Origin of the sequence: Tsukamurella sp. 1534, assembly GCF_000312385.1 — a bacterium.
Taxonomy (GTDB): Bacteria; Actinomycetota; Actinomycetes; order Mycobacteriales; family Mycobacteriaceae; genus Tsukamurella.
Window position 1 is genome coordinate 1,462,720 of sequence record NZ_HE997626.1, and the last position, 22,216, is coordinate 1,484,935.

24 protein-coding genes and 1 tRNA gene are annotated in these 22,216 nt (G+C 69.6%); 10 read left to right on the forward strand and 15 right to left on the reverse strand.

Annotation, left to right across the window (positions count from 1 at the left end; all coding sequences use genetic code 11):
* Nucleotides 1-55: 55 nt before the first annotated feature.
* The 6 genes from BN39_RS07085 to BN39_RS07110 form a co-directional block, all read right to left on the reverse strand.
* Complete coding sequence (locus BN39_RS07085; protein WP_159103230.1) at nucleotides 56-919, reverse strand: type IV toxin-antitoxin system AbiEi family antitoxin domain-containing protein; 864 nt, start codon at nucleotides 917-919, stop codon at nucleotides 56-58.
* Between the two features lie 95 nt (nucleotides 920-1,014).
* Entirely contained in the window at nucleotides 1,015-2,658 is a 1,644-nt protein-coding gene (locus tag BN39_RS07090; RefSeq protein WP_019201685.1) for an acyl-CoA synthetase, read from the reverse strand.
* Between the two features lie 69 nt (nucleotides 2,659-2,727).
* Nucleotides 2,728-3,657, reverse strand: a complete 930-nt coding sequence (locus tag BN39_RS07095) for a glycosyltransferase (RefSeq protein ID WP_019201686.1) — start codon at nucleotides 3,655-3,657, stop codon at nucleotides 2,728-2,730.
* Nucleotides 3,650-4,453 carry an ABC transporter ATP-binding protein gene (locus BN39_RS07100; protein WP_019201687.1) on the reverse strand — a complete coding sequence of 268 codons (804 nt, stop codon included), beginning with the start codon at nucleotides 4,451-4,453 and terminating at the stop codon, nucleotides 3,650-3,652. Before BN39_RS07100 ends, BN39_RS07095 begins: the two co-directional genes overlap by 8 nt.
* A gap of 1 nt (nucleotide 4,454) precedes the next feature.
* Entirely contained in the window at nucleotides 4,455-5,273 is an 819-nt protein-coding gene (locus tag BN39_RS07105) for an ABC transporter permease (RefSeq protein ID WP_019201688.1), read from the reverse strand.
* Nucleotides 5,274-5,369: 96 nt separating this feature from the next.
* On the reverse strand, nucleotides 5,370-5,888 hold the full coding sequence (locus BN39_RS07110; RefSeq protein ID WP_019201689.1) for a bacterial proteasome activator family protein: 519 nt from the start codon (nucleotides 5,886-5,888) through the stop codon (nucleotides 5,370-5,372).
* Nucleotides 5,889-5,958: 70 nt separating this feature from the next.
* Between BN39_RS07110 and BN39_RS07115 the strand changes: the two genes are divergently transcribed.
* Both BN39_RS07115 and BN39_RS07120 read left to right on the forward strand, forming a co-directional pair.
* A complete protein-coding gene (locus BN39_RS07115; protein ID WP_040765976.1) occupies nucleotides 5,959-7,215 on the forward strand; it encodes a cysteine desulfurase-like protein in 1,257 nt (418 codons plus the stop codon).
* Nucleotides 7,216-7,219: 4 nt separating this feature from the next.
* The gene (locus BN39_RS07120; protein ID WP_019201691.1) at nucleotides 7,220-7,864 is read left to right on the forward strand and encodes a LysE family transporter; all 645 of its coding nucleotides are present in this window, start codon (nucleotides 7,220-7,222) and stop codon (nucleotides 7,862-7,864) included.
* A 4-nt stretch (nucleotides 7,865-7,868) separates the two neighbouring features.
* On the opposite strand, the gene BN39_RS23860 is transcribed toward BN39_RS07120, so the two are convergent.
* From BN39_RS23860 to BN39_RS07135, 3 genes are read right to left on the reverse strand one after another with little or no spacing between them, the layout of a single operon-like run.
* Nucleotides 7,869-8,636 (reverse strand): hypothetical protein, encoded by a 768-nt coding sequence (locus BN39_RS23860; protein ID WP_019201692.1) that lies wholly within the window; start codon nucleotides 8,634-8,636, stop codon nucleotides 7,869-7,871.
* A complete protein-coding gene (locus tag BN39_RS07130) occupies nucleotides 8,633-9,628 on the reverse strand; it encodes a hypothetical protein (RefSeq protein ID WP_019201693.1) in 996 nt (331 codons plus the stop codon). The genes BN39_RS23860 and BN39_RS07130 overlap by 4 nt, the downstream gene beginning before the upstream one ends.
* On the reverse strand, nucleotides 9,625-10,590 hold the full coding sequence (locus BN39_RS07135; protein WP_019201694.1) for an NAD(P)H-quinone oxidoreductase: 966 nt from the start codon (nucleotides 10,588-10,590) through the stop codon (nucleotides 9,625-9,627). The genes BN39_RS07130 and BN39_RS07135 overlap by 4 nt, the downstream gene beginning before the upstream one ends.
* 67 nt (nucleotides 10,591-10,657) lie before the next feature.
* Here BN39_RS07135 and BN39_RS07140 point away from each other — a divergent pair.
* From BN39_RS07140 to BN39_RS07150, 3 genes are all read left to right on the forward strand, one after another.
* Nucleotides 10,658-10,742: transfer RNA gene (locus BN39_RS07140), tRNA-Ser, on the forward strand.
* Between the two features lie 245 nt (nucleotides 10,743-10,987).
* Nucleotides 10,988-13,408 carry a cytochrome P450/oxidoreductase gene (locus tag BN39_RS07145; protein WP_040765978.1) on the forward strand — a complete coding sequence of 807 codons (2,421 nt, stop codon included), beginning with the start codon at nucleotides 10,988-10,990 and terminating at the stop codon, nucleotides 13,406-13,408.
* Nucleotides 13,405-14,451: an aromatic ring-hydroxylating dioxygenase subunit alpha gene (locus tag BN39_RS07150; RefSeq protein WP_019201696.1), complete on the forward strand. Its 1,047-nt coding sequence runs from the start codon at nucleotides 13,405-13,407 to the stop codon at nucleotides 14,449-14,451. Before BN39_RS07145 ends, BN39_RS07150 begins: the two co-directional genes overlap by 4 nt.
* A 27-nt stretch (nucleotides 14,452-14,478) precedes the next feature.
* Here the strand turns inward: BN39_RS07150 and BN39_RS07155 are convergent, their stop codons facing one another.
* Entirely contained in the window at nucleotides 14,479-15,321 is an 843-nt protein-coding gene (locus tag BN39_RS07155) for an LLM class flavin-dependent oxidoreductase (RefSeq protein ID WP_019201697.1), read from the reverse strand.
* A 44-nt stretch (nucleotides 15,322-15,365) separates the two neighbouring features.
* The gene (locus BN39_RS07160) at nucleotides 15,366-16,019 is read right to left on the reverse strand and encodes a TetR family transcriptional regulator (protein ID WP_040766805.1); all 654 of its coding nucleotides are present in this window, start codon (nucleotides 16,017-16,019) and stop codon (nucleotides 15,366-15,368) included.
* 86 nt (nucleotides 16,020-16,105) lie between these two features.
* On the opposite strand from BN39_RS07160, the gene BN39_RS07165 reads away from it, so the two are divergent.
* Nucleotides 16,106-16,474, forward strand: coding sequence for a nuclear transport factor 2 family protein (locus tag BN39_RS07165; protein WP_019201699.1), 369 nt, complete (start codon nucleotides 16,106-16,108; stop codon nucleotides 16,472-16,474).
* Nucleotides 16,475-16,542: 68 nt separating this feature from the next.
* On the opposite strand, the gene BN39_RS07170 is transcribed toward BN39_RS07165, so the two are convergent.
* Complete coding sequence (locus BN39_RS07170) at nucleotides 16,543-16,866, reverse strand: DUF1508 domain-containing protein (RefSeq protein ID WP_019201700.1); 324 nt, start codon at nucleotides 16,864-16,866, stop codon at nucleotides 16,543-16,545.
* 297 nt (nucleotides 16,867-17,163) lie between these two features.
* Here BN39_RS07170 and BN39_RS07175 point away from each other — a divergent pair, with 297 nt between their 5' ends.
* Entirely contained in the window at nucleotides 17,164-17,922 is a 759-nt protein-coding gene (locus tag BN39_RS07175) for an SDR family NAD(P)-dependent oxidoreductase (protein WP_040765981.1), read from the forward strand.
* A 41-nt stretch (nucleotides 17,923-17,963) separates the two neighbouring features.
* Nucleotides 17,964-19,139: a thiolase family protein gene (locus tag BN39_RS07180; RefSeq protein ID WP_019201702.1), complete on the forward strand. Its 1,176-nt coding sequence runs from the start codon at nucleotides 17,964-17,966 to the stop codon at nucleotides 19,137-19,139.
* Here the strand turns inward: BN39_RS07180 and BN39_RS07185 are convergent, their stop codons facing one another.
* The 3 genes from BN39_RS07185 to BN39_RS07195 form a co-directional block, all read right to left on the reverse strand.
* Complete coding sequence (locus BN39_RS07185) at nucleotides 19,140-19,694, reverse strand: MaoC family dehydratase N-terminal domain-containing protein (RefSeq protein ID WP_019201703.1); 555 nt, start codon at nucleotides 19,692-19,694, stop codon at nucleotides 19,140-19,142. It lies immediately after the preceding gene.
* 98 nt (nucleotides 19,695-19,792) lie between these two features.
* Nucleotides 19,793-20,026, reverse strand: coding sequence for a hypothetical protein (locus tag BN39_RS07190; protein WP_019201704.1), 234 nt, complete (start codon nucleotides 20,024-20,026; stop codon nucleotides 19,793-19,795).
* Nucleotides 20,027-20,111: 85 nt separating this feature from the next.
* On the reverse strand, nucleotides 20,112-20,621 hold the full coding sequence (locus tag BN39_RS07195; RefSeq protein WP_040765985.1) for a CGNR zinc finger domain-containing protein: 510 nt from the start codon (nucleotides 20,619-20,621) through the stop codon (nucleotides 20,112-20,114).
* A 26-nt stretch (nucleotides 20,622-20,647) separates the two neighbouring features.
* On the opposite strand from BN39_RS07195, the gene BN39_RS07200 reads away from it, so the two are divergent.
* Both BN39_RS07200 and BN39_RS07205 read left to right on the forward strand, forming a co-directional pair.
* Complete coding sequence (locus BN39_RS07200; protein WP_019201706.1) at nucleotides 20,648-21,424, forward strand: TSUP family transporter; 777 nt, start codon at nucleotides 20,648-20,650, stop codon at nucleotides 21,422-21,424.
* A 62-nt stretch (nucleotides 21,425-21,486) separates the two neighbouring features.
* Complete coding sequence (locus tag BN39_RS07205) at nucleotides 21,487-22,200, forward strand: hypothetical protein (RefSeq protein WP_019201707.1); 714 nt, start codon at nucleotides 21,487-21,489, stop codon at nucleotides 22,198-22,200.
* Nucleotides 22,201-22,216: the final 16 nt, after the last annotated feature.

Sequence of the window (22,216 nt, forward strand, 5' to 3'; positions counted from 1 at the left end):
GATCTCCGGTCACGAACCCCCGCGAAAGGCGGGGTTCGTGACCGGAGTTCGTGGTTCAGGCCGCTCGCCCTGCCAGCGTCTCGGCGAGTGTGGTGATCACGCCCTCCGGATCCTCGGCCAGGTGATGCCAGGAGAAGTTCAACACCGACCAGCCCGCGGAGCTCAGTGCGTTCGACTTGTCCTGGTCCCGCATCCAGCGGGATCGGGAACGGTGGAACGCCCAGCCGTTGATCTCCACCGCGAGACGCGATTCCGGGAACGCGAAATCGATCGACCACCCACGGAAGGGTGCCTGCGCGGTCCATCCCGTGATGCCGTGGAGCCGCAGCAACTCCACGAACAGGCGCTCGGCCTCGGACTCGGTGTCGCCCGCCGCGACGGCGAACACCTCGCGCGCCCGGCAGATCCCCCGCGCGCCCGCGTTCCTGCCCAGGGCCGCCTCGAGATCGGCGAGCGTGACCGCCTGCTGCTGGAGAGCGCGGTCCATGATCCGCGCGTCGCACACCTCGAGGACGGAGAGCGGCTTCCGGGTGACGGACAATCCGCCGACCTCGGTCACGTCAGCGGGATCCAACCACCGCCGCCGCGTCTCGATCCGGTAGCCCGCGCACGAGCGGAGTCGGCGCTCCGTGGGAACCGTGACCGTGATCTCGCCGGGTGGTTCGTCGAGCAGTCCGTGCCAGAACAGCGCGGTGCGTCGATCGGCGGCGCCGCCCGCGAGAAGCACGCCGATCCGCACGCCCGTGCGATCGGTGTGTGGATGATGGGTCGTGCGGAACAGCCCGCGAGCGACCCGGATCAGTTCTCCGGAAGCGAGCCTCGACGAGATCATGAGGTCGGTGACGCCCACCGCCCGCAATTGGGCGAGAGTCGCGACCCCGTCCTGGTCCGCGAACACCTCTGCAGCGTGCTTCCACATACCCATTGGACGCAGCAGGAGCGACCTTGGTTCCGGCGCGGCAGAACTTCGGTCACTGAACCCCGGAGAACAGAGGGTTCGTGACCGGAGTTTCGTCAGTCCTTGGGGAGCTCGCGCCGGACGATCTTGCCCGTGGGGTTGCGCGGCAGGTTCTCCAGGAACACCACGTCGCGCGGCACCTTGAAGCGGGCGAGGTTGGCACGCACGAAGTCCCGGATCTCGCCGGACAGGGCCTCGCTCGCCTCGTCCGAGGCGGGCGGGCCGTCGGCGGTCACCACGAACGCCCGCAGGCGCTGCCCGAACTCCGGGTCGGGGACGCCGATGACGGCGGCCTCGATGACGTCGTCGCGCGTGGCGAGCAGGTTCTCCACCTCGAGCGGGTACACGTTCTCGCCGCCGGAGACGATCATGTCGTCGTCGCGGCCGTCGATGTGCAGCAGTCCGTGCTCGTCCCAGTGGCCCATGTCGCCCGACGAGAGGTGCCCGTCGATGATCTGCTTGGTCTTGCCGTCGCTGTAGCCCTCGAACGGTGCACCCGCGCGCACGAAGACCCGGCCGCGCCTGCCGGTGCCCTCCACCAGCCGATCGTTCTCGTCGTAGAGCCGGACGGTGGTCAGCACCGGGGGCTTACCCACGGTCCCGGGCGCCGTGCGCAGGTCCTCCGGCTTCGCGACGGTCGCCACGGCGACCTCGGTGGAGCCGTACACGTTGTGCAGCACGTCGCCGAAGGTGTCCTGGAACCGCTCGGACAGCTCCGGCGAGACGGCGGAGCCGGCCACCACCACGGACTTCAGGCAGCTCGTGTCGTACTTCGCGAGCACGTCGGCGGGCAGGTTCAGCATGCGGGTCAGCATGGTGGGCACCGCGACCAGCATGTCGGCGCGGTTGTCGGCGATCAGCTTGAGCGTGTTCTCGGGGTCGAAGCGGCGCATCGTGACCGTCGTACAGCCCACCGACATCCCCGCGGACCACATGGCGAAGCCGGTGGAGTGGAAGATCGGCGACGCGATCACGATGGTGCCGCGGCGCCGGAACGGGATGCGGTCCACGAGCATCGCCGTGGCGAGCGGCGGCACCTTGCTGCGGGCCGCGCCCTTGGGCAGGCCCGTGGTGCCCGACGTGAGGATGATGAAGCCGCCCTGCTTCTCCGGCGGCGGCACCCGCTTGGCGTCGCGGCCGGCGGCCAGCTGGTCGATGGTCTGCGCGCCGTCGGGCAGTTGGTCGGACTCGTCCACCCAGGTGAGGTAGCGCGGCATGTCCTCGGGCAGCGCGTCCAGCAGGCCCGTGAACTCGCTGTCGTGGAACACCGCCTGCACCTTCTCGCGGGCGCAGACCTCGGAGAACTGGGGCTTGGCGAAACCGGTGTTCATCATGGCCAGGCGCATCCCGGCGCGGGCCGCCGCGCTGATGATGAGCAGCAGACCGCGGTGGTCCCGGGCGAGCACGGCGATCACGTCGCCGGACTTGAGGCCGGACGCGCGGAGGCCGCGGGCCAGCGCGTTGGACTGCGCCTCGTACTGCGCGTAGGTCAGGCTGCCGCGCTCGTCGACGATGGCCACGCGGTCGGGGTTCTCCGCGGCGCCCTTGATGACGAGTGCCGCCTGCGGCCCGTACCGGCGGTTGTAGCCGAGGGCGCGGAGCGCGACGTCCGGACGAACCGGGTCCACGACCCGTCGCTGGAGCATGCGCAGCAGGGCGTGGCCCTGCGGAAGCAGATCGGAGACCAGGCTCGTTCCCATGCGGACGATGATAGGCGCACCGTCGTCCGTTTGTTGAGGGGCCTTCAATAAGAACCTGTGCCCGGAGGTTCAGGGGCGGGTGAAGTGCTCGTCCCTGCCCAGTTTGCGCAGCCGCAGCCACTCCTTGAAGCCCGCCACGTCGCGCTGCTGCACCAGGAAGAACCAGCCGAACCGGGCCCACTCCTGCGGGACCAGCTTGCGCATGCCGGGCTGGGACTGCAGGTAGCCGCGGTTGCGGTAGGTGAAGAAGCGCTTGGTCTCGTTGTCGGGGTACTGCGTGTGCATGCGCCCGCCGAGGATCGGCCGGAACTCGTCGGCGCCGTTGGGATGCAGGTAGGCGGTGGTGAGGCAGGTGCCGAACGGCAGCCCGGAGCGCACCAGGCGCCGGTGCACCTCCACCTCGTCGCCGCGGATGAACAGCCGCAGGTCGGGCACGCCGACCGCCGCGACGGTGTCCTTGTGCAGCAGCGCCCCGTTGAACAGGGAGGCGATACCGGGCAGCAGGTCGTCCGACGGTGCGCTCGGGTCGATCAGCTCGGCCCGCTTACGCCGCCACACGAGACCGCGCCGCAACGGGAACGCGAGCGTCTCGGGATCGTCGATGGTGGCCACCACGGGCGAGACCTCGGCGAGGCCGTGCCGCTGCGCGCAGTCCCGCAGCGTCGCGAGCACCTCGGGCCCCTCGGGGCGGCCGTCGTCGTCGGCGAGCCAGATCCAGTCGGCACCCATCGCGAGGGCGTGCAGCATGCCGAGCGCGAATCCTCCGGCGCCGCCCAGGTTGTACTTCGACGGCAGGTACACCGTCTCGACGGGCTGCCGGGCCACGAGCTCGGCCACCTCGGCCTGGTCGGCGTTGTCCACCACGACGATGGCGTCGACGGGGCGGCTCTGCGCGCTGAGGACCTCCAGCGATTTCGCGAGCAGCTCGGCGCGGTCGTGCGTGACGACGACGGCGACGATGCTCTCCGCGCGGGCGGCGCCTCCGCCGGCGTCAGGCATCCGCGTCGTCCTCGGCCTGGACCTTCTCGATCACCTTGCGCACCTGCTCGCCCGCCTCGGGGCCCTCGTAGGCGGTGACCACGGACTCGATGTCGCCCTCCTTGCGGACCTGGCCGTGGTCGATCCACATCGCCGTGTCGCAGAGCTGGGCGAGGAACTCGTTGGAGTGCGAGGCGAACACGAGGATGCCGGACCGCTCGACGAGCGCCTGCAGGCGCTTACGCGCCTTGCGCAGGAACTCGGCGTCGACGGCGCCGATGCCCTCGTCGAGCAGCAGGATCTCGGGATCGATCGAGGTGACCACGCCGAGGGCGATACGCACCCGCATGCCGGTCGAGTAGGTGCGCAGCGGCATCGTGAGGTAGTCGCCGAGCTCGGTGAACTCGGCGATGTCGTCGAGCTTCCGCTGCATCGACTTGCGGGTCTGCCCCAGGAACAGTCCGCGGATGATGATGTTCTCGAGGCCCGAGATCTCGGGGTCCATGCCCACGCCCAGGTCGAACACGGGCGCCACGCGGCCCTTGACCACGGCGGTGCCGCGAGTCGGCTCGTAGATGCCGGACAGCAGGCGTAGCAGCGTCGACTTGCCCGCGCCGTTGTGGCCCACCAGGCCCACCCGGTCGCCCTCGTCGAGGCTCATGGTGATGTTCCGGAGCGCCTCGACGACCACCACGTTGTCGTCGGCCATCACCTTGCCGCCGGCCGAGCCCATCACCGCGCGCTTGAGCGAGCGCGATTTCGCGTCGAACACCGGGAAGTCGACGCAGGCGTCCTGCGTACGGATCGAAACGCTCATCTCACACCCAATACGCGACTCGGGAACGGAACTGCTTCATCAGCACCAGCGTCACGGCGCAGCCGACCACGGTGCACCCGATCACCACGTACCAGTGCTGCGGGTCGAACGGCTTGCCCGTGAGCGGCCCCCGGACCAGCTCCAGGTAGTGGTACAGCGGGTTCAGCTTGACCAGCTGGGCGCGCTCGCTGTTGCCGCCGGGCACGGTCTCTAGCGTCCACACCACCGGCGTCACGTAGAACAGCAGCTGGGTGAGGGCCGTGAGCAGCGGCGCGATGTCGCGGAACCGGGTGGCCAGGATGCCGAAGGACATCGACACCCAGACGCCCGTGATCGCGAGCATGGCGACGGCGGGGATCAGGCTGAGCTGCGTCCACGACCAGTGCTTCGGCGGGAAGATCGCGAGCACGATCACCACGATGATCATGTTGTGGGCGAGGAACAGCATGTGCCGCCACACCAGTCGGTAGACGTGCACCGACAGCGGCGCGGGTAACTGTTTGATCAGGCCCTCGTTGGCGATGAACACCTCGGCGCCGTCGATGATCGAGCTCTGGATGAACGCCCACAGCACGAACCCGACGGTGAGCTGCGGCAGCAGCACCTTGACGTCGGCCTGGAGCAGCACGGACCACAGCAGCGCCAGCGCGCTGGCGGTGACGCCGGTGGCGATGGTGATCCAGAACGGGCCGATGACCGAGCGGCGGTAGCGCTGCTTGATGTCCTGCCAGCCCAGCTCGAGCCACAGCTCGCGGTGCACGGTGGCGCCGTCCACCAGGTCGCGGATCGCGCGCTGGAAGGAGCGCGAATCCGACTGCATGGACGCCGGCTGGGGGGCGGCGGGGCTATCGACGGGCACGATTGTGAAGGGTACCCGCCGCCACGGCGGCGTTCCGGGAGGTCGGCCTGCGGGCGGTCACAGGTATTGGCCGTGTCCGGTCTGCGACTCCGGGCCGGGGTTCATCGACGGCGGCAGCGCGCCCTGGCGCATCTGCTCCAGCTGGGCCCGGGCGGCCATCTGCTGCGCGAACAGGGCCGTCTGGATGCCGTGGAACAGGCCCTCGAGCCAACCGACCAGCTGGGCCTGCGCGATCCGCAGCTCGGCGTCCGACGGGTTCGAGTCCTCCGTGAACGGGAGCGCGAGCCGTTCCAGCTCGGCCTGCAGATCGGGGGAGAGCCCGTCCTCGAGCTCCTTGATCGAGGATTGGTGGATCTCCTTCAGGCGCGCCCGGCTGGCCTCGTCGAGAGGAGCGGCGCGGACCTCCTCCAGGAGCTGCTTGATCATGGTGCCGATCCGCATCACCTTCGCGGGCTGCTCCACCATGGTGTGCAGCTCGTCGGCGCCGGATTCGGGCTGCTCGCCGTCGGCCTGTCCGTCGCCGGTCGTGCCCGCTCCCACGGCGGGGATGATCTCCACCTCGTTGCGATCGCTCATAGCACCATTCTGGCAGCAGGACGCGGGCGGTCGGTCGACTGATGGGCGTCCGGGTGTAATCTGCGACGCAGTGAACGCGTTCTCGGTCGGCCAGAGTGCACCCGGTCGGGCCTCAACGTCGGTTGCCGTTTCGGCGTTCGACGTAGCCCGAGTCCGGGGGCTTTTCCCTGCCCTGGGAGACGGGTGGATCCACTTCGACACGCAGGCGGGAGCCCAGATCCCCGGCGCTGTCTCCTCGGCGGTCGCGAATGCATTTCGCGGATTCGTAAGTAACCCCGGCGGAGTCTATGCTGCGGCCGCACACACCCGGGGCATCGTCAACGCCGCGCGGGTCGCGGTATCGGACCTGGTCAACGGGAAACCCGAAGGCGTCGTGCTGGGCCCCAGCCGCGAACAACTGCTCAATTCGCTCGCGGAATCGCTGAGCGCCCGGCTCGGGCTCGGCTCCGAGGTCGTCCTCTGCCGGCTCGACGACGAGGCGAACCAGGTGCCGTGGCTCCGGGTCGCGGACCGCGGCGGCGCCCACGTCCGGTGGGCCGAGGCGGACATCGAGACGGGCGAGGTACCGGGCTGGCAGTTCGAGGAGCTCGTCTCCCCGGCGACGTCCGTCGTCGCCGTCACCCTGGCCTCGTCGACCATCGGGACGGTCGTCGACGTGGCGGCCGCGGCGCAGGCGGCGCACCGCGTGGGCGCGCTCCTGGTCGTGGACGCGACCAGCGCCGCCCCCTACGAGCTCCTCGACATCGAGCGCCTCGGCGCCGACGTGATGGTGGTCAGCGCGAATCGGTGGGGCGGCCCGCAGGTGGCCGCGATGGCCTTCCGGGACCCGTCGGTGTTCGCCCGGATGCGGGCGGTGAACCCGGACCCCTTCGCCGCGGGCCCGGAGCGGCTGGAGGTGGGTGAGCACCAGTACGCCATGCTCGCCGGCCTGATCGCCTCGATCGATCACCTCGCCGGGCTCGACGAATCGTCCGTGGGTACCCGACGGGATCGTTTGGAGCAGTCGATGTTCGGCCTGCGCCAGTACCAGCAGCGGCTGCTGTTCTACTTGCTCAACTCGCTCGCGTCCACGCCGCAGGTGGCGATCATCGGGCGGGCCGAGCGCAGGATCCCCACGGTGTCCTTCACCATGCCGGGGGTCCCCGCCGCCAAGGCGGCGAAGCGCTTGGCGGACAACGGCGTCTGCGCGCTGTCCAACGTGCCCAGCCAGTTCTTCGCCGGCCTCGGCGTGCCCGAGTACGGGGGCGCCGTCACCGTCGGGCTCGGTCAGTACTCCACGCCGTACGACGTGGATCAGCTGATCCGGGCGCTCGCCTCGCTCGGGTAGGCGCGTGGACTATTCGATGGTGCCGGCGGCGTTCGGTGCCGGAATCATCGCCGGGCTCGGTGCGACGGTGCCCATCGGCGCCATGGGCGTGATGCTCCTGCGCGAGGGCACCGAGCGCGGGTGGCGGCACGGCACGCCCGCCGCGATGGGCGTGGGGTTCGCCGATTTCGTGTTCTGCGTGGTGGCGCTCGCCGCCGGATCCGTGGTGGCACCGCTCATCACGGCCTGGGGCAAGTGGCCGGCCGCGGTGGGCGGCGTGCTGCTGCTGGTGGTCGCGGCGCTCACGCTGCGCCGGGCCTATCGGGGCAAGCCCCCGGCGCCCAGGCCCGACGGTCCGCGGGCCGCCGCCGCGCACGGCATCGCGCGGGCGTCGATGTTCTTCGGGCTCACCATCGTCAACCCGATGCCGCTGCTGTATTTCATGGCGATCTCTGTGGGACTGGGTGATTCGCTGCACCAGCGGCCGGTGGCCGGGGTGTTCGCCATCGGCGTGGGCATCGCGTCGTTCGGTTGGTGCGTGGTGCTCGTCGCGATCGGCGCGGCGCTGCGGGCGCGGTCGACGGACAGGATGCAGAAGACGCTCTCGGTGATCGGCGGCCTCATCGTGGCGGTGTGCGGAGTGATCCTGATCCTCGCCGCGGTGCTGTAGGTCGTCAGTCGGCGCGCAGCAAGTCGAGGACGCCCGGGCGGAGCAGATCGGCGATCCGGTCCCACGGGACCAGGACGGAGACGAAGTCGCCGGCGGCGTGCGGCACGCCGATGTAGAACTCCAGTCCCGTCGCCGTCGGGAGCCAGTGGTCGAGGATCCGGTCGTCGTCGACGTCCCTCGGGTCCAGGCGCTTACTGGAATCGGACTCCGGCAACAGTTTCCGGATCCGGTCGAGCGCGGCGGCCCGGTCTCGGTACAGGTCGTCGACGGTGACCGGCTGCGCCGTCCCGGTCGCGATGACGACGGTGCCGAGGTTCTGGTTCGGATGCGCGGCGCCTTTGCTGTACCAGAGCACTACGAGCCGCCCGGCGATCGCGCCCGCACCGATGCGGGTGACGCCGCTCCGGTGGCCTCCGGGGAGAGCGCCGTCGTCGACGGAGGTCTCCGGCGACGGCTGTGGCATGCCGGCGAGCGAGGCGCGCATGGCGGAGTTGAAGCGGTTCGTCACCGCGGGGTCGCCGCCGCGGAGCTGCGGCAGGGTGAGTACGCGGCCCGGTCCCGCGCCGGGAGACGAGACGGGCGACGGTGAGTACCCGTGCGCGGGCCCGGCGAGTGGACCTGCGGGCGCCGGGGCCGAGGAAGGTGTCGCGGTTGCGGATCCGGTCGCCGGCGCGGGTGACGGGGTGCTGATGGCGGACGGTTCGGTTGCACCGGTGTCGCAGGCGCAGAGGAGGAGCGCCACCGCCGTGAAGGCCGCGGCGCCGCGCCTCACGCGAGGTCTCCGACGGCCGCGTGGTACTCCGCGGATTCGAAGAACGGGGCGATCCGCCTGCGCAGCAACGCGTCCAGGGTGCCGCGGTCGTCGAGGGTGGCGATCACCGGCGGACCGAACCGGAGCGCCTCTTCGATCATGTCCTCGCGGCCCACCCCGAGCTCGGCGAGCAGCTCGTACAGCGAGGTGTCGCCGTACTTGTCGAAGACGTGGTCGATGCCCTCGTCGAGCAGGGCGCGGAAGTAGTCGGTGTCGCGGAAGGTGCGCCAGAATTCGAAGATGAGTACCACGAAGTCCTCGATGTCGGCGTCGGTGACCACGTCGCGGTAGGCGGCGAGCGACTTCTGCCGGTTGCGGCGCCACACGTCGCGCACCGTCTCGGCCAGGGAGTCGTCGCCCTCGGCGGTGGCGCGCCGCAGGACGGCGCCGATGCCGCGCCGGGCGGCCTCGTCGGCGCGCTCGCCGATCGCGGGGAGCGCAGGCCCGAGGGCCTTGGCGGCGGCGCCGAACACGGTACGGGTCACCGCGTTCCGGGCGACTGCCTGGGCCGCGTCGTCGGCGGCGGAGGAGGCCGCGGCGTGCAGCACCGAGGTCACCGCGTCGGCGGTCGCGGGGCTCTCGCCGAGCACGTGGATCAGCCGCTGCGTGGCCTCCATCTGCATGACGGCGGTGAGCAGGTCGTCGAAACTGCGTGTGTCCACCACATCGGCGAGGCGCGTGGTGTCGTTGACCGAGTGCCGGTAGAGGCGACCCGCGATCTCGCCCACCAGTTCCGGGATGGCGCCCTCCACGGGGACCTGCACGGCGTACTTCGCCGCGACGGCCTTGATCATGTCCGGGGTCACGGCCTCGGCGAGGGTGATCCGCGACGCCTCGGCGAGCGCGTGATCCACCTCGTCGATCACGAGGGAGTGGTACTCCGTATCGCGCAGTTGGCGTTTGGCGAACTCGACCTGGGCGTCGAGGAGGCGGGAGGCGAGATCGTCGCTCATACGGTCAGCAGCACCTTCCCGATCGATTCCGGCGAATCCAGTAGCCCCTGAGCGGCTTCCGCCTCGGCGAGCGGGAGGCGCGCGGAGATCACGGGCGCGATCCGGCCCTCCTCGATCAGGGGCCACACGTCCCTGCGGACGCCGGCGACGACGGCGGCCTTGCCGTGCGGCCCGTCGAGCGGTCGGCCCCGCAGGTTGGTGGCGCTGATCCGGCCGCGCTTGGCGAGCAGCGCGCCGATGTTCAGGGCGCCCTCCGCGCCGCCCTGCAGGCCGATGATCACGAGCCGGCCCTGTTTCGCCAGCGCGCGGACGTTGCCGGGGAGGTATTTCGCGCCCATGATGTCGAGGATCACGTCCGCGCGGCCGTCGAGGACCTCGGCGAAGTCCTGCTCGCGGTAGTTGATCACGATGTCGGCCCCCAGCTCGCGGCAGCGCTGCGCCTTGAAATCGGAGCCCACGGTCACGGCCACCGTCGCTCCGAGCGCCTTCCCCAGCTGGATGGCGTGCGTGCCGATGCCGCTGCCGCCGCCGTGCAGGAGCAGGGTCTCGCCCGCTTGGAGCCCGCCCTCGGTGACCACGTTGGAGTACACGGTGCACGCGACCTCGGGGAGGCCCGCCGCATCTACCAGGCTCACGCCCTTCGGGACCGGGAGGCATTGTGTGGCAGGCGCGATCGCGTACTCGGCGTAGCCGCCGCCGGCGAGGAGAGCGCACACCTCGTCGCCGGGGCGCGGGCCGGTCGTGTCCGGTCCGACGGCGTCGACGGTGCCCGACACCTCGAGGCCCAGCGTCTCGCTGGCCCCGGGCGGCGGCGGGTAGTGGCCGCGGCGCTGGTGCAGATCGGCGCGGTTCACCGCCGCCGCAGCAACCTTGATCCGCACCTCGCCGGGGCCCGGCTCGGGGACGGGCAGGTCGATGAGCTGCAGATCCTTACTGGTTTCGTCGACGCCGATCGCCTTCATGGTTCATGGGTAGCACACCGGATACGCAGGCGCTGTGCCGCCGCCCGTCCGGTACGATTCGCCGCAGGGAAGTGTGGCAGAGCGGCCGAATGCACTCGCCTTGAAAGCGAGCGTGGGTGAAACCACCGGGGGTTCAAATCCCTCCACTTCCGCCCAGTTCGGGGAGCGCGGAGCGCGAGGCAGACGTGTGCCTCTTGTCGTGTACCCGGTAGCCGCTGGCTCCGGGGGCGTCCATCGCATGGTGCGGCCAGCCGTCGAGGGTGCGAGGCGATGGGGCGAGGCTTCGATCGATTTTCGGCCCGGCGGCCGATCGAATACCAGAAACCCGGCCGCGCGACGTGACGGACGGCTTAGTTTGGGTACGTCCACACATCTTCGTTCGCAAGGCGGTTGGACCATGCGCTTTCTCGAACGGGTCATCAACAAGGCCCAGGCAACCATCCCGATGGAACGGCAAGTGCAGGGCTTGCACCTCTTCCAGAAGGCCAAGACGATGGCTCTGGGTGACCGGCAGCCGGACTTCGTCGAGGAGGAGATCCCCGACGTCGACGCGGTGACGCTGACAGAGATCGACATGAGTAACCCGTTCATGTGGCGGCAGGGCCAGTGGCTCCCCTACTTCGAGCGCCTGCGCAACGAGGCGCCGGTTCACTTCCGGGCGTCGAGCGAATTCGGTCCGTACTGGTCGGTCACGCGGTACGACGACATCGTCACGGTGGACCGCGACTTCGAGACCTACTCGGCCGAGCCGCAGATCGTCATCGGCGTACCGCCAGAGGGCCTGGACATCGAGATGTTCATCGCGATGGACCCGCCACGCCATGACGTGCAGCGCGGGGCGGTCCAGGGCGTCGTGGCACCGCAGAATCTCGAGGAGATGCAGGGACTGATCCGGTCGCGCGTCCAGGAAGTCCTCGACGACCTGCCGGTCAACGAACCGTTCGACTGGGTGGACAGGGTCAGCATCGAGCTGACATCCCGCATGCTCGCCACCCTGCTCGACTTCCCCTATGAGGAACGGCGCAAGCTCGTGCACTGGACCGAGTTGGCAGGCGCCAGCGCCGCGGCCACCGGCGGCGACGTCGACATGGACGAGATGTACCAGGGTGTCGCCGAGATGGCGAAGAGCTTCAGCGACCTGTGGCACGACAAGGCGGCGCGCCTCAAGGCGGGCGAGAAGCCGGGATACGACCTGATCACCCTGATGCAGATGTCCGAGGACACCAAGGACCTGATCAACAGGCCGATGGAATTCCTCGGCAATCTGATCCTGCTCGTCGTGGGCGGGAATGACACCACTCGCAACTCGATGTCGGGCGGCGTGTACGCCCTCAACCTGTTCCCGGACCAATTCGATCGTCTCAAAGCCGATCACAGCCTGATCCCGAAGTTCGTCCACGAGAACATCCGCTGGCAGACGCCGCTGGCCTACATGCGGCGCATCGCCAAGAAGGACACCGTCCTGAACGGTCAGTTCATCCGCAAAGGCGACAAGGTCGTCATGTGGTACGCCTCGGCGAACCGGGACGAGCGCACCTTCGAGAACCCGGACGACTTCATCATCGACCGGCACAACGCCCGCCACCACCTCTCGTTCGGCATCGGCGTGCACCGCTGCATGGGCAGTCGCGTGGCCGAACTGCAGCTGCGGATCCTCTGGGAGGAATTGCTCGCGCGGTTCGCGGACATCGAAGTGGTGGACGAGCCGGAGTACCTCCAGTCGAACTTCATCCGGGGTTACACGAAGATGATGGTCACGTTGACGCCGATCGGGCAGGAGCCTCGCCCCCGCGACCAACGGCCCCTGCAGCCCGCCGCGGCACGGACTCCCGTTCGTCAACCGATTCGTCGCTCCCGCGAAGCGACCACCACCACCGAGACGGAAGTCGACGTTCAGGTCACGGGCCGGCGCGAGGTGGCGGACGGGGTCGTCGAGCTCACGCTCGGCGACCCGGCGGGTGCACCGCTTCCGTCGTGGACTGCCGGGGCGCACATCGACCTCCTCCTGGAGCCGTCGCTGACGCGGCAGTACTCGCTGTGCGGCAGCGCCTCGGACGAGTCGTCGTGGAAGATCGGCGTCCTTCGCGACCCGGACAGCCGGGGTGGCTCGGCGTTCGTACACGAGAAGCTGACGGAGGGTGCGACGGTGCGCGTGCGTGGTCCGCGCAATCACTTCCCCTTGATCGCCTCCGCGAACTACCGATTCGTCGCGGGCGGCATCGGGATCACTCCGATCCTCCCGATGATCGAGGCCGCCGAGGCGCGTGGGGCGAAATGGAGCCTGCTCTACTGCGGCCGCTCCCGCGAGTCGATGGCGTTCCTGGACCGATTCGAGGACTCCGAGCGGGTCACGATCTGGCCGAGCAGCGAGAACGGTCGGATCGACCTGGCTGCGACGCTCGGAACGCCCACACCGGACACGGTGGTCTACTGTTGCGGCCCAGGCAATTTCCTCGACGCCGTGGAGGAGGCGTGCGCGCCGTGGCCCGACGGCAGCCTGCACATCGAGCGCTTCGCGGCCAAGGAGGTCGCGGCGTCCGAGGATGCGCTCGACTCGTTCGAGGTCGTGTGCTCGCGCTCGGGAGTGACGGTGACCGTTCCGGAAGGCACCACGATCTTCGACGCGGTCGAGAAGGCCGGCGTCGACGTGCTCGGATCCTGCATGGAAGGCATCTGCGGCACCTGTGAGGCCGACGTGCTCGAGGGCACGCCGGAGCACCGTGACTCGATCCTGTCCAAGGCGGAGAAGGAACGTGGCGACACGATCATGCTCTGCGTTTCCCGTTCCCTGTCGAAGAAGCTGGTGCTGGACGTATGAACGACACCGCCCGGAATCATCCCGCCGTCGACTATCCGAGGGACTGCTGGTACGTCGTCGCCACCGTTGCCGAGGTCGGATACGGATTCACCGCGCGGCGCGTCCTCGACACACCGGTCGTGCTCTTCCGCCTCTCCGACGGCACGGTCGCCGCGCTGGAGGACCGCTGCGCGCATCGGCCCTACCCGCTGTCGGCCGGACACCGCGAGGACGACTTCATCGTGTGCGGCTACCACGGCTGCACCTACGACGCGACCGGGCGCTGGGTGAGCGTGCCGTCCCAGGACAACCCGCCCTCCGCGCGGGTGCGAGCCTTCCCGGTCGTCGAGCGCGGACCCTTCGTCTGGATCTGGGTTGGGACGCCCGGCGGCGAGCGGTTGCGGCCGCCGCCGACGACACCGTGGTTACACGGTGACGGCTGGTCGAGCGTCGGGGAACGGCGCGAGGTGGCCGCCAGCCTGCAGTTGCTGCACGAGCACTACCTCGACCTCTCCAACGTCTTCGCGATGCACCCGGAGATGGTGCCGCCCGGCATCGAGGCGCTGCCGCCGCTGGAGGACGTCGAGGTGTCCGAGGTCTCGGTCTCCTACCGGCGAGAACTGCCCGAGGCGCCGCTGGCTCCGTGGGAAGCCGGGGTCACCGGGATCGACGATGCCACTGTGGCAACGTCATTCGGTCGGACGGAGACGGGCACGTTCGTGACGCCGGGCCTGCACAAGCAGACCTACAGCATCATCGGTACGGCCGGCCCGGAGCTGGAGCTCGTGCGGACTCACGGTTTCACACCGCAGTCGTCCGGAGTCACCCATGTCTTCCTACAGATCTCGTGGCGGGGCGCTTCGGTCTCACTCGACATCGGCGAGCAGTTGATCGCGGTCTTCCGCGCGATGGCAGACCGGGACGCCGCCGTGCTCGAGACCATGCAGCGGTGCCTCGACGAGGACCCGATCCCACGGCGCTACGTCAACGTCAAGGCGGACCGGGCCGCTGTACGCGCGCGTCGGATCCTGACGGCGATGGTGGAAGACGAGCGGGGAAACTAGGCCGGGCGACGAGAACACGAACGGGCCCTATCCGCTCGCCGGGTACCAGGGGGTCGACGGCAGGTCGGAGATCTGCTGCGCCGCTGCGGAGGCCGTGTCGATGGCCTCCGTCGTCCACGGCGATGAGGTGACCAGGACGAGGTGATCGATCCCCCACGTCGCGGCGGTCCGCGCCCTGCGTGCGAGGTCGTCGGCGGTCTCGGAAGGGCCGAGCCGCGTGCTCAGAGTGGTCTCGATCTCGGCGGGATTCCTTGCGACGGAGGCGCAGTGCTCGGCGAGCACGGCGAGCTTGCGGCGCACGGTTCGTCCCTCGTCGGGGATGTCGAACACGTTGCAGGCGTCGGCGTACTCGGCCACCATGCGGAGCGTCCGCTTCTCTCCCGCGCCGCCGATCAGGATCGGCGGCCGGTGGGCCGGCAACGGGGCCAGTCGCGGGCGGTCGAGGCGCACCGTCGAACCGCGGAACGGACGGTCGTCGCCGGACCAGACCCGGCGGGCCAGGCGCGCCGTGTCCTCGGCCGCGTCGAGCCGCGCGCGATCCGCGGGGAAAGGCAGGCCGAGGTCGGCGGCCTCGCCCCCGTGGTGGCCGGCGCCGAGCCCGAGCCACGCTCGGCCCTCGGACAGTAGGGCGAGGGTGGTGACGGCGGCGATGAGCACCGCGGGCGGCCGGAAGGTGGCGGGGGAGACCATGGCGCCCAGGCGGATCCGCTCGGTGCGTGCGGCGAGGTATCCCAGCGTCGTGTAGGCCTCGAGATGGTCGTGATCACCCTCCGGCGCGGTCGGATCGATCTGCACCAGGTGGTCGGCGACCCACAGGGTGTCGAAGCCGGCGCCATCGGCCAGAGCCGCGACGCGCGCGAGTCCGGGCAAGGGGCCGTCGGCGAAGGATGGGTTCGTAACGGAAACACTGACTTTCATCGTCCACTCCTTGTGTTGGCGTCCTCTGCGGCGAGGCCGGCGATCAGGAGGTCGACGGCGCGCGCGCCTTGCGGGAGAACGATTTCGGCGATGTCGGTGCCGGAGTGCCCGGCGGCGGCCAGGCGGTGGATCTCGCTGGTCATCGCCTGCGTGATGCCGACGACGGCGGCGGCGAGGAACCGTGGGTGCACGGCGTCGGGGGCGCCGCCGGCGAACAGCTCGGCGACGTCAGCCGCCGTGGCTTCCGCGATGAGGAGTTGGCGGGCTCGGAGCGCCGGACTACCGGCGATGATCTCGTGTACCCGCACCAGGCCGTCGATCGCTGACGGATCATTCTGCGCCAGAACGCCCCTGGGTTCGAGGATCTCGGCGCGGAAAGTCTGGAGCATGGGCACGCCGCCGGGGTGGTCGCGCAGCGTGTCGACGAGTCGATCGCCGTACGCGGCCATCCCATGGAGGACCAGGTCCTCCTTGGTGGGGAAGTAGTTGAAGACGGTGGCCTGTGAGACGTTCGCGGCGCGCGCCACCTCCGTGACGGTCACGTCGTCGAATCCCCGTTCGCCGAAGAGGTCGATCGCAACCTGCTGGATCCGCTGCCGCGTCTCCAGCTTCTTCCTCTCACGCAGGCCGAGTCCGTCGGGCGGTGCCATGATCACTCCAAAAATATGGTTGCTCGAAACTTAGAGTCACTCTAACATAGCTGGTGGGTGAGGCACAGACCCTGAGGAGACGGAAAATGAGTGACCACGACACGGTGATCGAGGCGCAGAGCAGATTCGACGACGCCGAGCTGCGTGACGACCGGGCGGTGCTGAACGAGCTGTTGCACCCGGAGTTCCAGTCGATCGGGCCGAAGGGGTTCGTGCTGGACAAGGAGCAGTGGATCGGCCGGCACGAGTTCTTCAGGTATCACGAGCTGGACGTCGACGAGATCGACGCGCGCGTGTTCCGCGACGCGGCGATCGTCCGCTCCGTGCAGCGCAATCACGCCGACTCGTCCGGGCACGACGTCCGCATCGCCACCCGCGTCTCGCAGACGTGGGTGCGCGACGACGGGGCGTGGCGGCTCGCGGGCATCCAGTTCAGCCCTTTCGCCGACGGCTGACGACGCCCCGGCGGTACGCGGGGCGCCGTCGCGGTTGGCGCGCGTTGAACGGGTGCCGCGTCGTGGAATCAGTCGAGCTTCGCGCCCCCGGCGTTGTCGCGAACGTTCGCCGAAGCCCTCTCGGCATTCGCCCTGTTGGCGAAGGACTCTCCTGAGGCTGCAACCTTGCGCCCGCCTCGTACGGCACGCCATCGCCACTCGTTGCCGGCATCGAGGTAGACGTCGTACGTCGCGTACTTCGCGCCTGTCTTGAAGTCGGAGGCGGCTCGGCGGGCGTTCGAGAAGCTCGCGAACGTCTCGCCTGCCCATGCCACCATCTCGTTATTACCGGCGTGGAGCCGCCAGGTCGCCTGTCCGTTCTCAGCGTTGCTGACCGTGAATCTGTACCCCATGGTTGTCCTCCTGCAGTCGTGCGCCTGTCCGAATCGGGCCGGCGCTGTCGGGTGCCGGCGTCGGTGGTCGAGCGATGTGGGCTGGTGACCTGCCGGTGTCGTCGATCGTCGTGTGGCGCGTGCCGGGAGCGCGCGAGTAGACGGCTACTCGAATCGCGGCGCCAGACGGTAGAGAAGGTGCGTACTGCGGAGGGTTCGTTTGCTCATCTGCTGGACCAGGCTCCGGTCCACATGCTAGAAGTTAATGACTGTTCTGTAACTGAGCGACCGTGTCGCCTGTCGAGGAGAGCTTCGAAGATGGATGTGAAGAACAAGACCGCGCTGGTGACCGGGGGTGCCTCCGGGCTCGGACTCGCGACGGTCACCCGGCTCGCCGCCGACGGTGCGCGCGTGGTCGCCATCGACCTTCCGGGTGCGGACACCACCGCGCTCGACGCGCTGGGCGAGGCCGTCCGCTTCGCGCCCGCCGACGTCACCGACGAGGCAGCGGTGCAGGCCGCGGTGGACCAGGCGAACGATCAGGGCACGCTCGCGATCGTCGTCAACTGCGCCGGTATCGGCAACGCGATCAAGACAACCAGCAAGAAGGGCGCGTTCCCGCTGGACGCGTTCACGAAGGTCGTCAACGTCAATCTCATCGGCACGTTCAACGTGATCCGCCTGGCCGCCACGGCGATCGCCGCGAACGAGCAGGACGGCGAGGAGCGTGGCGTCATCGTCAACACGGCCTCGGTCGCCGCGTTCGACGGCCAGATCGGGCAGGCCGCCTACTCGGCGTCCAAGGGCGGCATCGTCGGTATGACCCTGCCGATCGCCCGTGACCTCGCCTCCGTCGCGATCCGCGTCGTCACCATCGCGCCCGGGCTGTTCCACACGCCCCTCCTCGGCACCTTGCCCGAGGAGGTCCGCGCCGCGCTCGGTGCGCAGGTCCCGCACCCCGCGCGCCTCGGCGGCCCGTCGGAGTACGCGGATCTGGTGGCGGCCATCGTCGGCAATCCGATGCTCAACGGCGAGACGATCCGCCTCGACGGCGCCATCCGCATGGCCCCGCGCTGAGCGCACCGTCATACCCTCCCAACCAGATCGAAGGAACCACCATGACCGACGCCGTCATCGTCGACATCGTCCGCACCGCGTCCGGCAAGGGGAAGCCGGGCGGTGCACTGCATCCCGTTCACCCCGTCGACCTGTTCGCGGGCGTGATCTCGGCCCTGGTGCAGCGCAACGACATCGATCCCGCCGTCATCGACGACGTGATCGCAGGTTGCGTGCACCAGGTGGGGGACCAGGCTCTCAACATCGCGCGGATCGCGGGGCTGACCGCGGGCCTGCCGGTGGAGGTGCCTGGAACCACGATCGACCGTCAGTGCGGATCCTCCCAGCAGGCGGCGCATTTCGCTGCGCAGGGAGTGATCGCCGGCGCGTACGACGTGGTGATCGCGGGTGGCGTCGAGTCCATGAGCCGTGTGCCCATGGGCTCGACGTCGCTCGTCGGCGCGCCGATGGGGCCGCTCGCAGCCCGCTTCCCGAGCCTGCCCCACCAGGGGATCGGTGCCGAGTTGATGGCCGCCCGCTGGAAACTGGACAGGGAGAGCCTGGACTCCTTCGCAGCCGAATCACACCGTCGTGCAGCGAATGCGCACGCCTCCGGGGCGTTCGACTCCGAGATCGTTCCGGTCGCCCTGCCCGACGGTACGGTGCACTCGGTCGACGAGACGGTGCGCGCAACCACGACCGCCGAGGGGCTCGGCGCCCTCAAGCCCGCGTTCGCCGACCCTGCTTTCGCCGAGCGCTACCCCGAGATCGACTGGTCCATCACGCCGGGCAACTCGTCGCCGCTGACGGACGGCGCCTCGGCCGCGCTCATCATGAGCGCCGAGAAGGCCGCCGCCCTCGGCCTCACGCCCCGCGCCCGTTTCCATTCGTTCTCCGTGGTGGGCTCGGATCCGGAGATCATGCTCAGCGGCCCGATCCCCGCCACGCACAAGGCGCTCGACCGGGCCGGCCTCACCGCGGATCGGATCGACGCGTTCGAGGTCAACGAGGCGTTCGCATCGGTGCCCATGGCGTGGGCGGCGGAGTTCGACGTGGATCCCGAGCGGCTCAATCCGCGCGGCGGCGCCATCGCGCTCGGCCATCCGCTCGGTGGTTCGGGCACTCGCCTCCTCGCGACGCTCGTGAACCACCTCGAATCGAGCGGCGGTCGCTTCGGTTTGCAGACGATGTGCGAGGGCAACGGCATGGCCAACGCCACCATCATCGAGCGCCTCTGATCAGGCCGTCACCACGCCGTGCATCACGATGCGCTCGGCGATGTCGGTGAAGTCGGACTCTTCGTCGGGCGACATGCCGATCAGCGTGGTGGAGAACGTCACCAGGTGCTCGTCGTCCTGCGAGTACATCTCGTTGCGGATGGTGACCATGTCGTAGCCGCCCACCTGGCGGTACTTGTCCACGTGCACGTGCATGGTCAGCTCGTGGCCGGCGACGACGGGCCGGTGGTAGGTCATCGACTCGTCGGCCTGCATCAACTGGCTGGCGCCGTAGCCGATCACGCCGTCGTCGAACAGGTGCCGGTTGGCCACGATCCCGGCAACGCTCACCAGCATCGGCGGCGCCACCAGATCGTCGTGGCCCGCGGCGCGCGCCACCTCGAGGTCGTAGTGAACGGGGGCCGTGAACTGCGACGCCCACGCGTACTCGCGGATCTTCTCGCGGCCCACGAGGTAGGTGTCCTTGTGCACGTAGTGATATCCCACGGCGGCCTCGGCCCGCGCGCTGATCTCTTCCTTGGACAGAGCCTCGGGGGACACCACATCGTTCGACATGCAGTCGAACGTACGGGGGCGACCCCGTCGACGACTTGTGCGGACCTCCAACATTCGGTCCGACCGGTTGGAAACGGCGGGCCGAAGGGGGTGCGAGATCAGGAGATGGGGATCTCCTTGATGGGCGAATCGGGCTTGCCGGCGGTCTTGCACCACACCGACACCTGCTGCTGGAGCCCGGTGATCACCAGCGCCGACGGGTCCTCACCGTGCTTGTCCTTGTAGAGCTTGCCGACCTGCTCGCGCTGGTCGCCGTCGGACATCTTCAGGTAGTTCTCGCAGGTGGTGTCGCCGCCCGCCTTCGCGCACCCGCCGAACGCGAGCACGCCCACCGCGATCAGAGCGGCCGCACCGCTTCTCCGCCAAGACTTTTGCAGTTCCGTCCTGCCGCCCTCTCCGTCCGGTTGCTCGGACAGATTAGCCCGCGCGGTGCCGGCGGACGGCCTCCCGGCTGCCGCAGCGCGGCGAACAGTACCGCTGCGTCCCGTTGCGGGAGACGTCGGCGAAAACGCGCGAGCAGTCGCTCGACGAGCACCGCGCGAGCCGCGACATTCCCTGCGTGGTGAGGTGCAGCGCCGTCCCCACCAGGATCAGGACCGCCAGCTGGGCCTGCAGCGACGAGTCGGAGTCGCGGTAGTGCACGTGCCACCCCGAGCCCGCATGGTCGGTCACCCGTGGATACGACACATGCTGCGCCAAAAGAGAATTGAGTCGTTCGGCGCGCTCCGCCGGCCCGGTCGCGTCGACCACGGTGAGCCACGCGTCCACGAGTGCGCGGCAGGCGGGGAAGTCCGACGGTGCCGCGCGCTCGACCACCATGTCGTGGTCGGCGCACCGTCGGAGGAGCTCCTCCAGGCCGGCCGGCGGGTCGTTCGCCAGGTCGGCGGCGAGTAGCACCGGGGCCGACCCGTAAGGGTTGATATGCACAAGGCCATTACAGCACGATCTATCCCGTGCCGGACATCACCACAACGACGCTGCTCCTTCTCCTGCTCGCGGCCCTCGCCGCCGGGTGGGTGGACTCCGTCGTGGGCGGGGGCGGCCTGATCCAGCTCCCCGCGCTGCTCATCGCGTTCCCGACCGCCGCGCCGATCCATCTGCTCGCCACCAACAAGATGGCGTCGATCGCGGGGACCGCCACCAGCAGCATCACCTACTGGCGGCGCGTCCGGCCCGACGCCCGGACCGCCGTCGCCCTCGCGATCCCCGCCTTCGCGGGCGGCGTCGCCGGTTCGCTCATCGCCTCGCACATCCCGCGTTCGGCCTTCAACCCGATCATCCTGTTCGCGCTCATCGTGGTGTTCGTCTACACGCTGCGCCAGCCGGACCTCGGCGACGCCACGAACCTGCGGTTCCGCGGGCACAGGCACCTGGTGACGGCCGGGCTCGCCGGGTTCGCGATCGGGGTGTACGACGGTGCGCTCGGCCCGGGCACGGGCTCGTTCCTCGTCTTCGCGATGGTCGGCCTCATGGGCTACGCCTTCCTCGAGGCGTCGGCCAAGGCGAAGGTCGCGAACTTCGCGACCAACCTCGCCTCGCTCGTCGTGTTCCTCCCGCAGGGCGCCGGCTACTGGAAGCTGGGCCTCGCCATGGCGTGCGCCAACGTTGCGGGCGGCTACCTCGGGGCGCGCACCGCGGTATCGAAGGGGAGCGGTTTCGTGAAGGTCGTCTTCCTCGTGGTGGTCTCCGCGTTCATCTGCAAGATCGGTTTCGACGTAGTGACTCAGTGAGCTGGTTCACGCACAGCGGAACGGTTTGCGTTGTAGCCCATGGCTGGACGTAAAATGGCGGGGTGAGCGAAGCCGGTGGCGCCCCCGAAGACCCGATCGACCTCGAGGCGTGGCGGAGCACCAACGAACTGTCCGTCCCGTTCAGCGAAGCGCTGGACCGGTGGGCCGACGCCGCCCACGCGGCGCTCGCCCAGGACGCCGGACGCTTCGGATTCTTCATCAGTTACGCGGAGCTCGCGGCTCGCGCCCAGGCGGACGCCGGGATCGCCACGCGTGCGCCCGTCCGCCTCTGGGTCGCCGCCCTGCAGCGGCGGATCACGGACCTCTGCCAGGCCGCTGGCGAGCCCCCGCTCGTGGCGCTGATGGTCGGTCACGACCACAAGGTCGGCGAGGGCTACGCGTACGCGGTCGCCGCCGCCGGTCTCCCGGTTCCCGGGAACCTCGACGAGCACGCCGCGGCCGCGCGCTTCGCCTGCTACCAGCACTTCGGTGCCGCCGTCCCCTCCGGCGCCGGCCCCCGCCTCACGCCCAAGCTGGAGGAGGCCCGTCGCGCGGCGGCGGCGAAGGCCGCGAAGTCCCGGCCGTCGACCGGACGCGTCGTGAAGGCCCGCTCGGCCGCGCCGCGCTCCGGCGCGGCCCGCGCGACGGCGCCGGGGGAGCGGAAGGCACCGTCGGCCACGAAGGCCGCACCCGCCAAGCCCGAACCGCGGCAACCGAAACTGTGCCCCAATTGCTTCACCGAGCTCGCCGCAACCGGTATCTGCGGCTACTGCTGATCCGCTAGCATCGGTC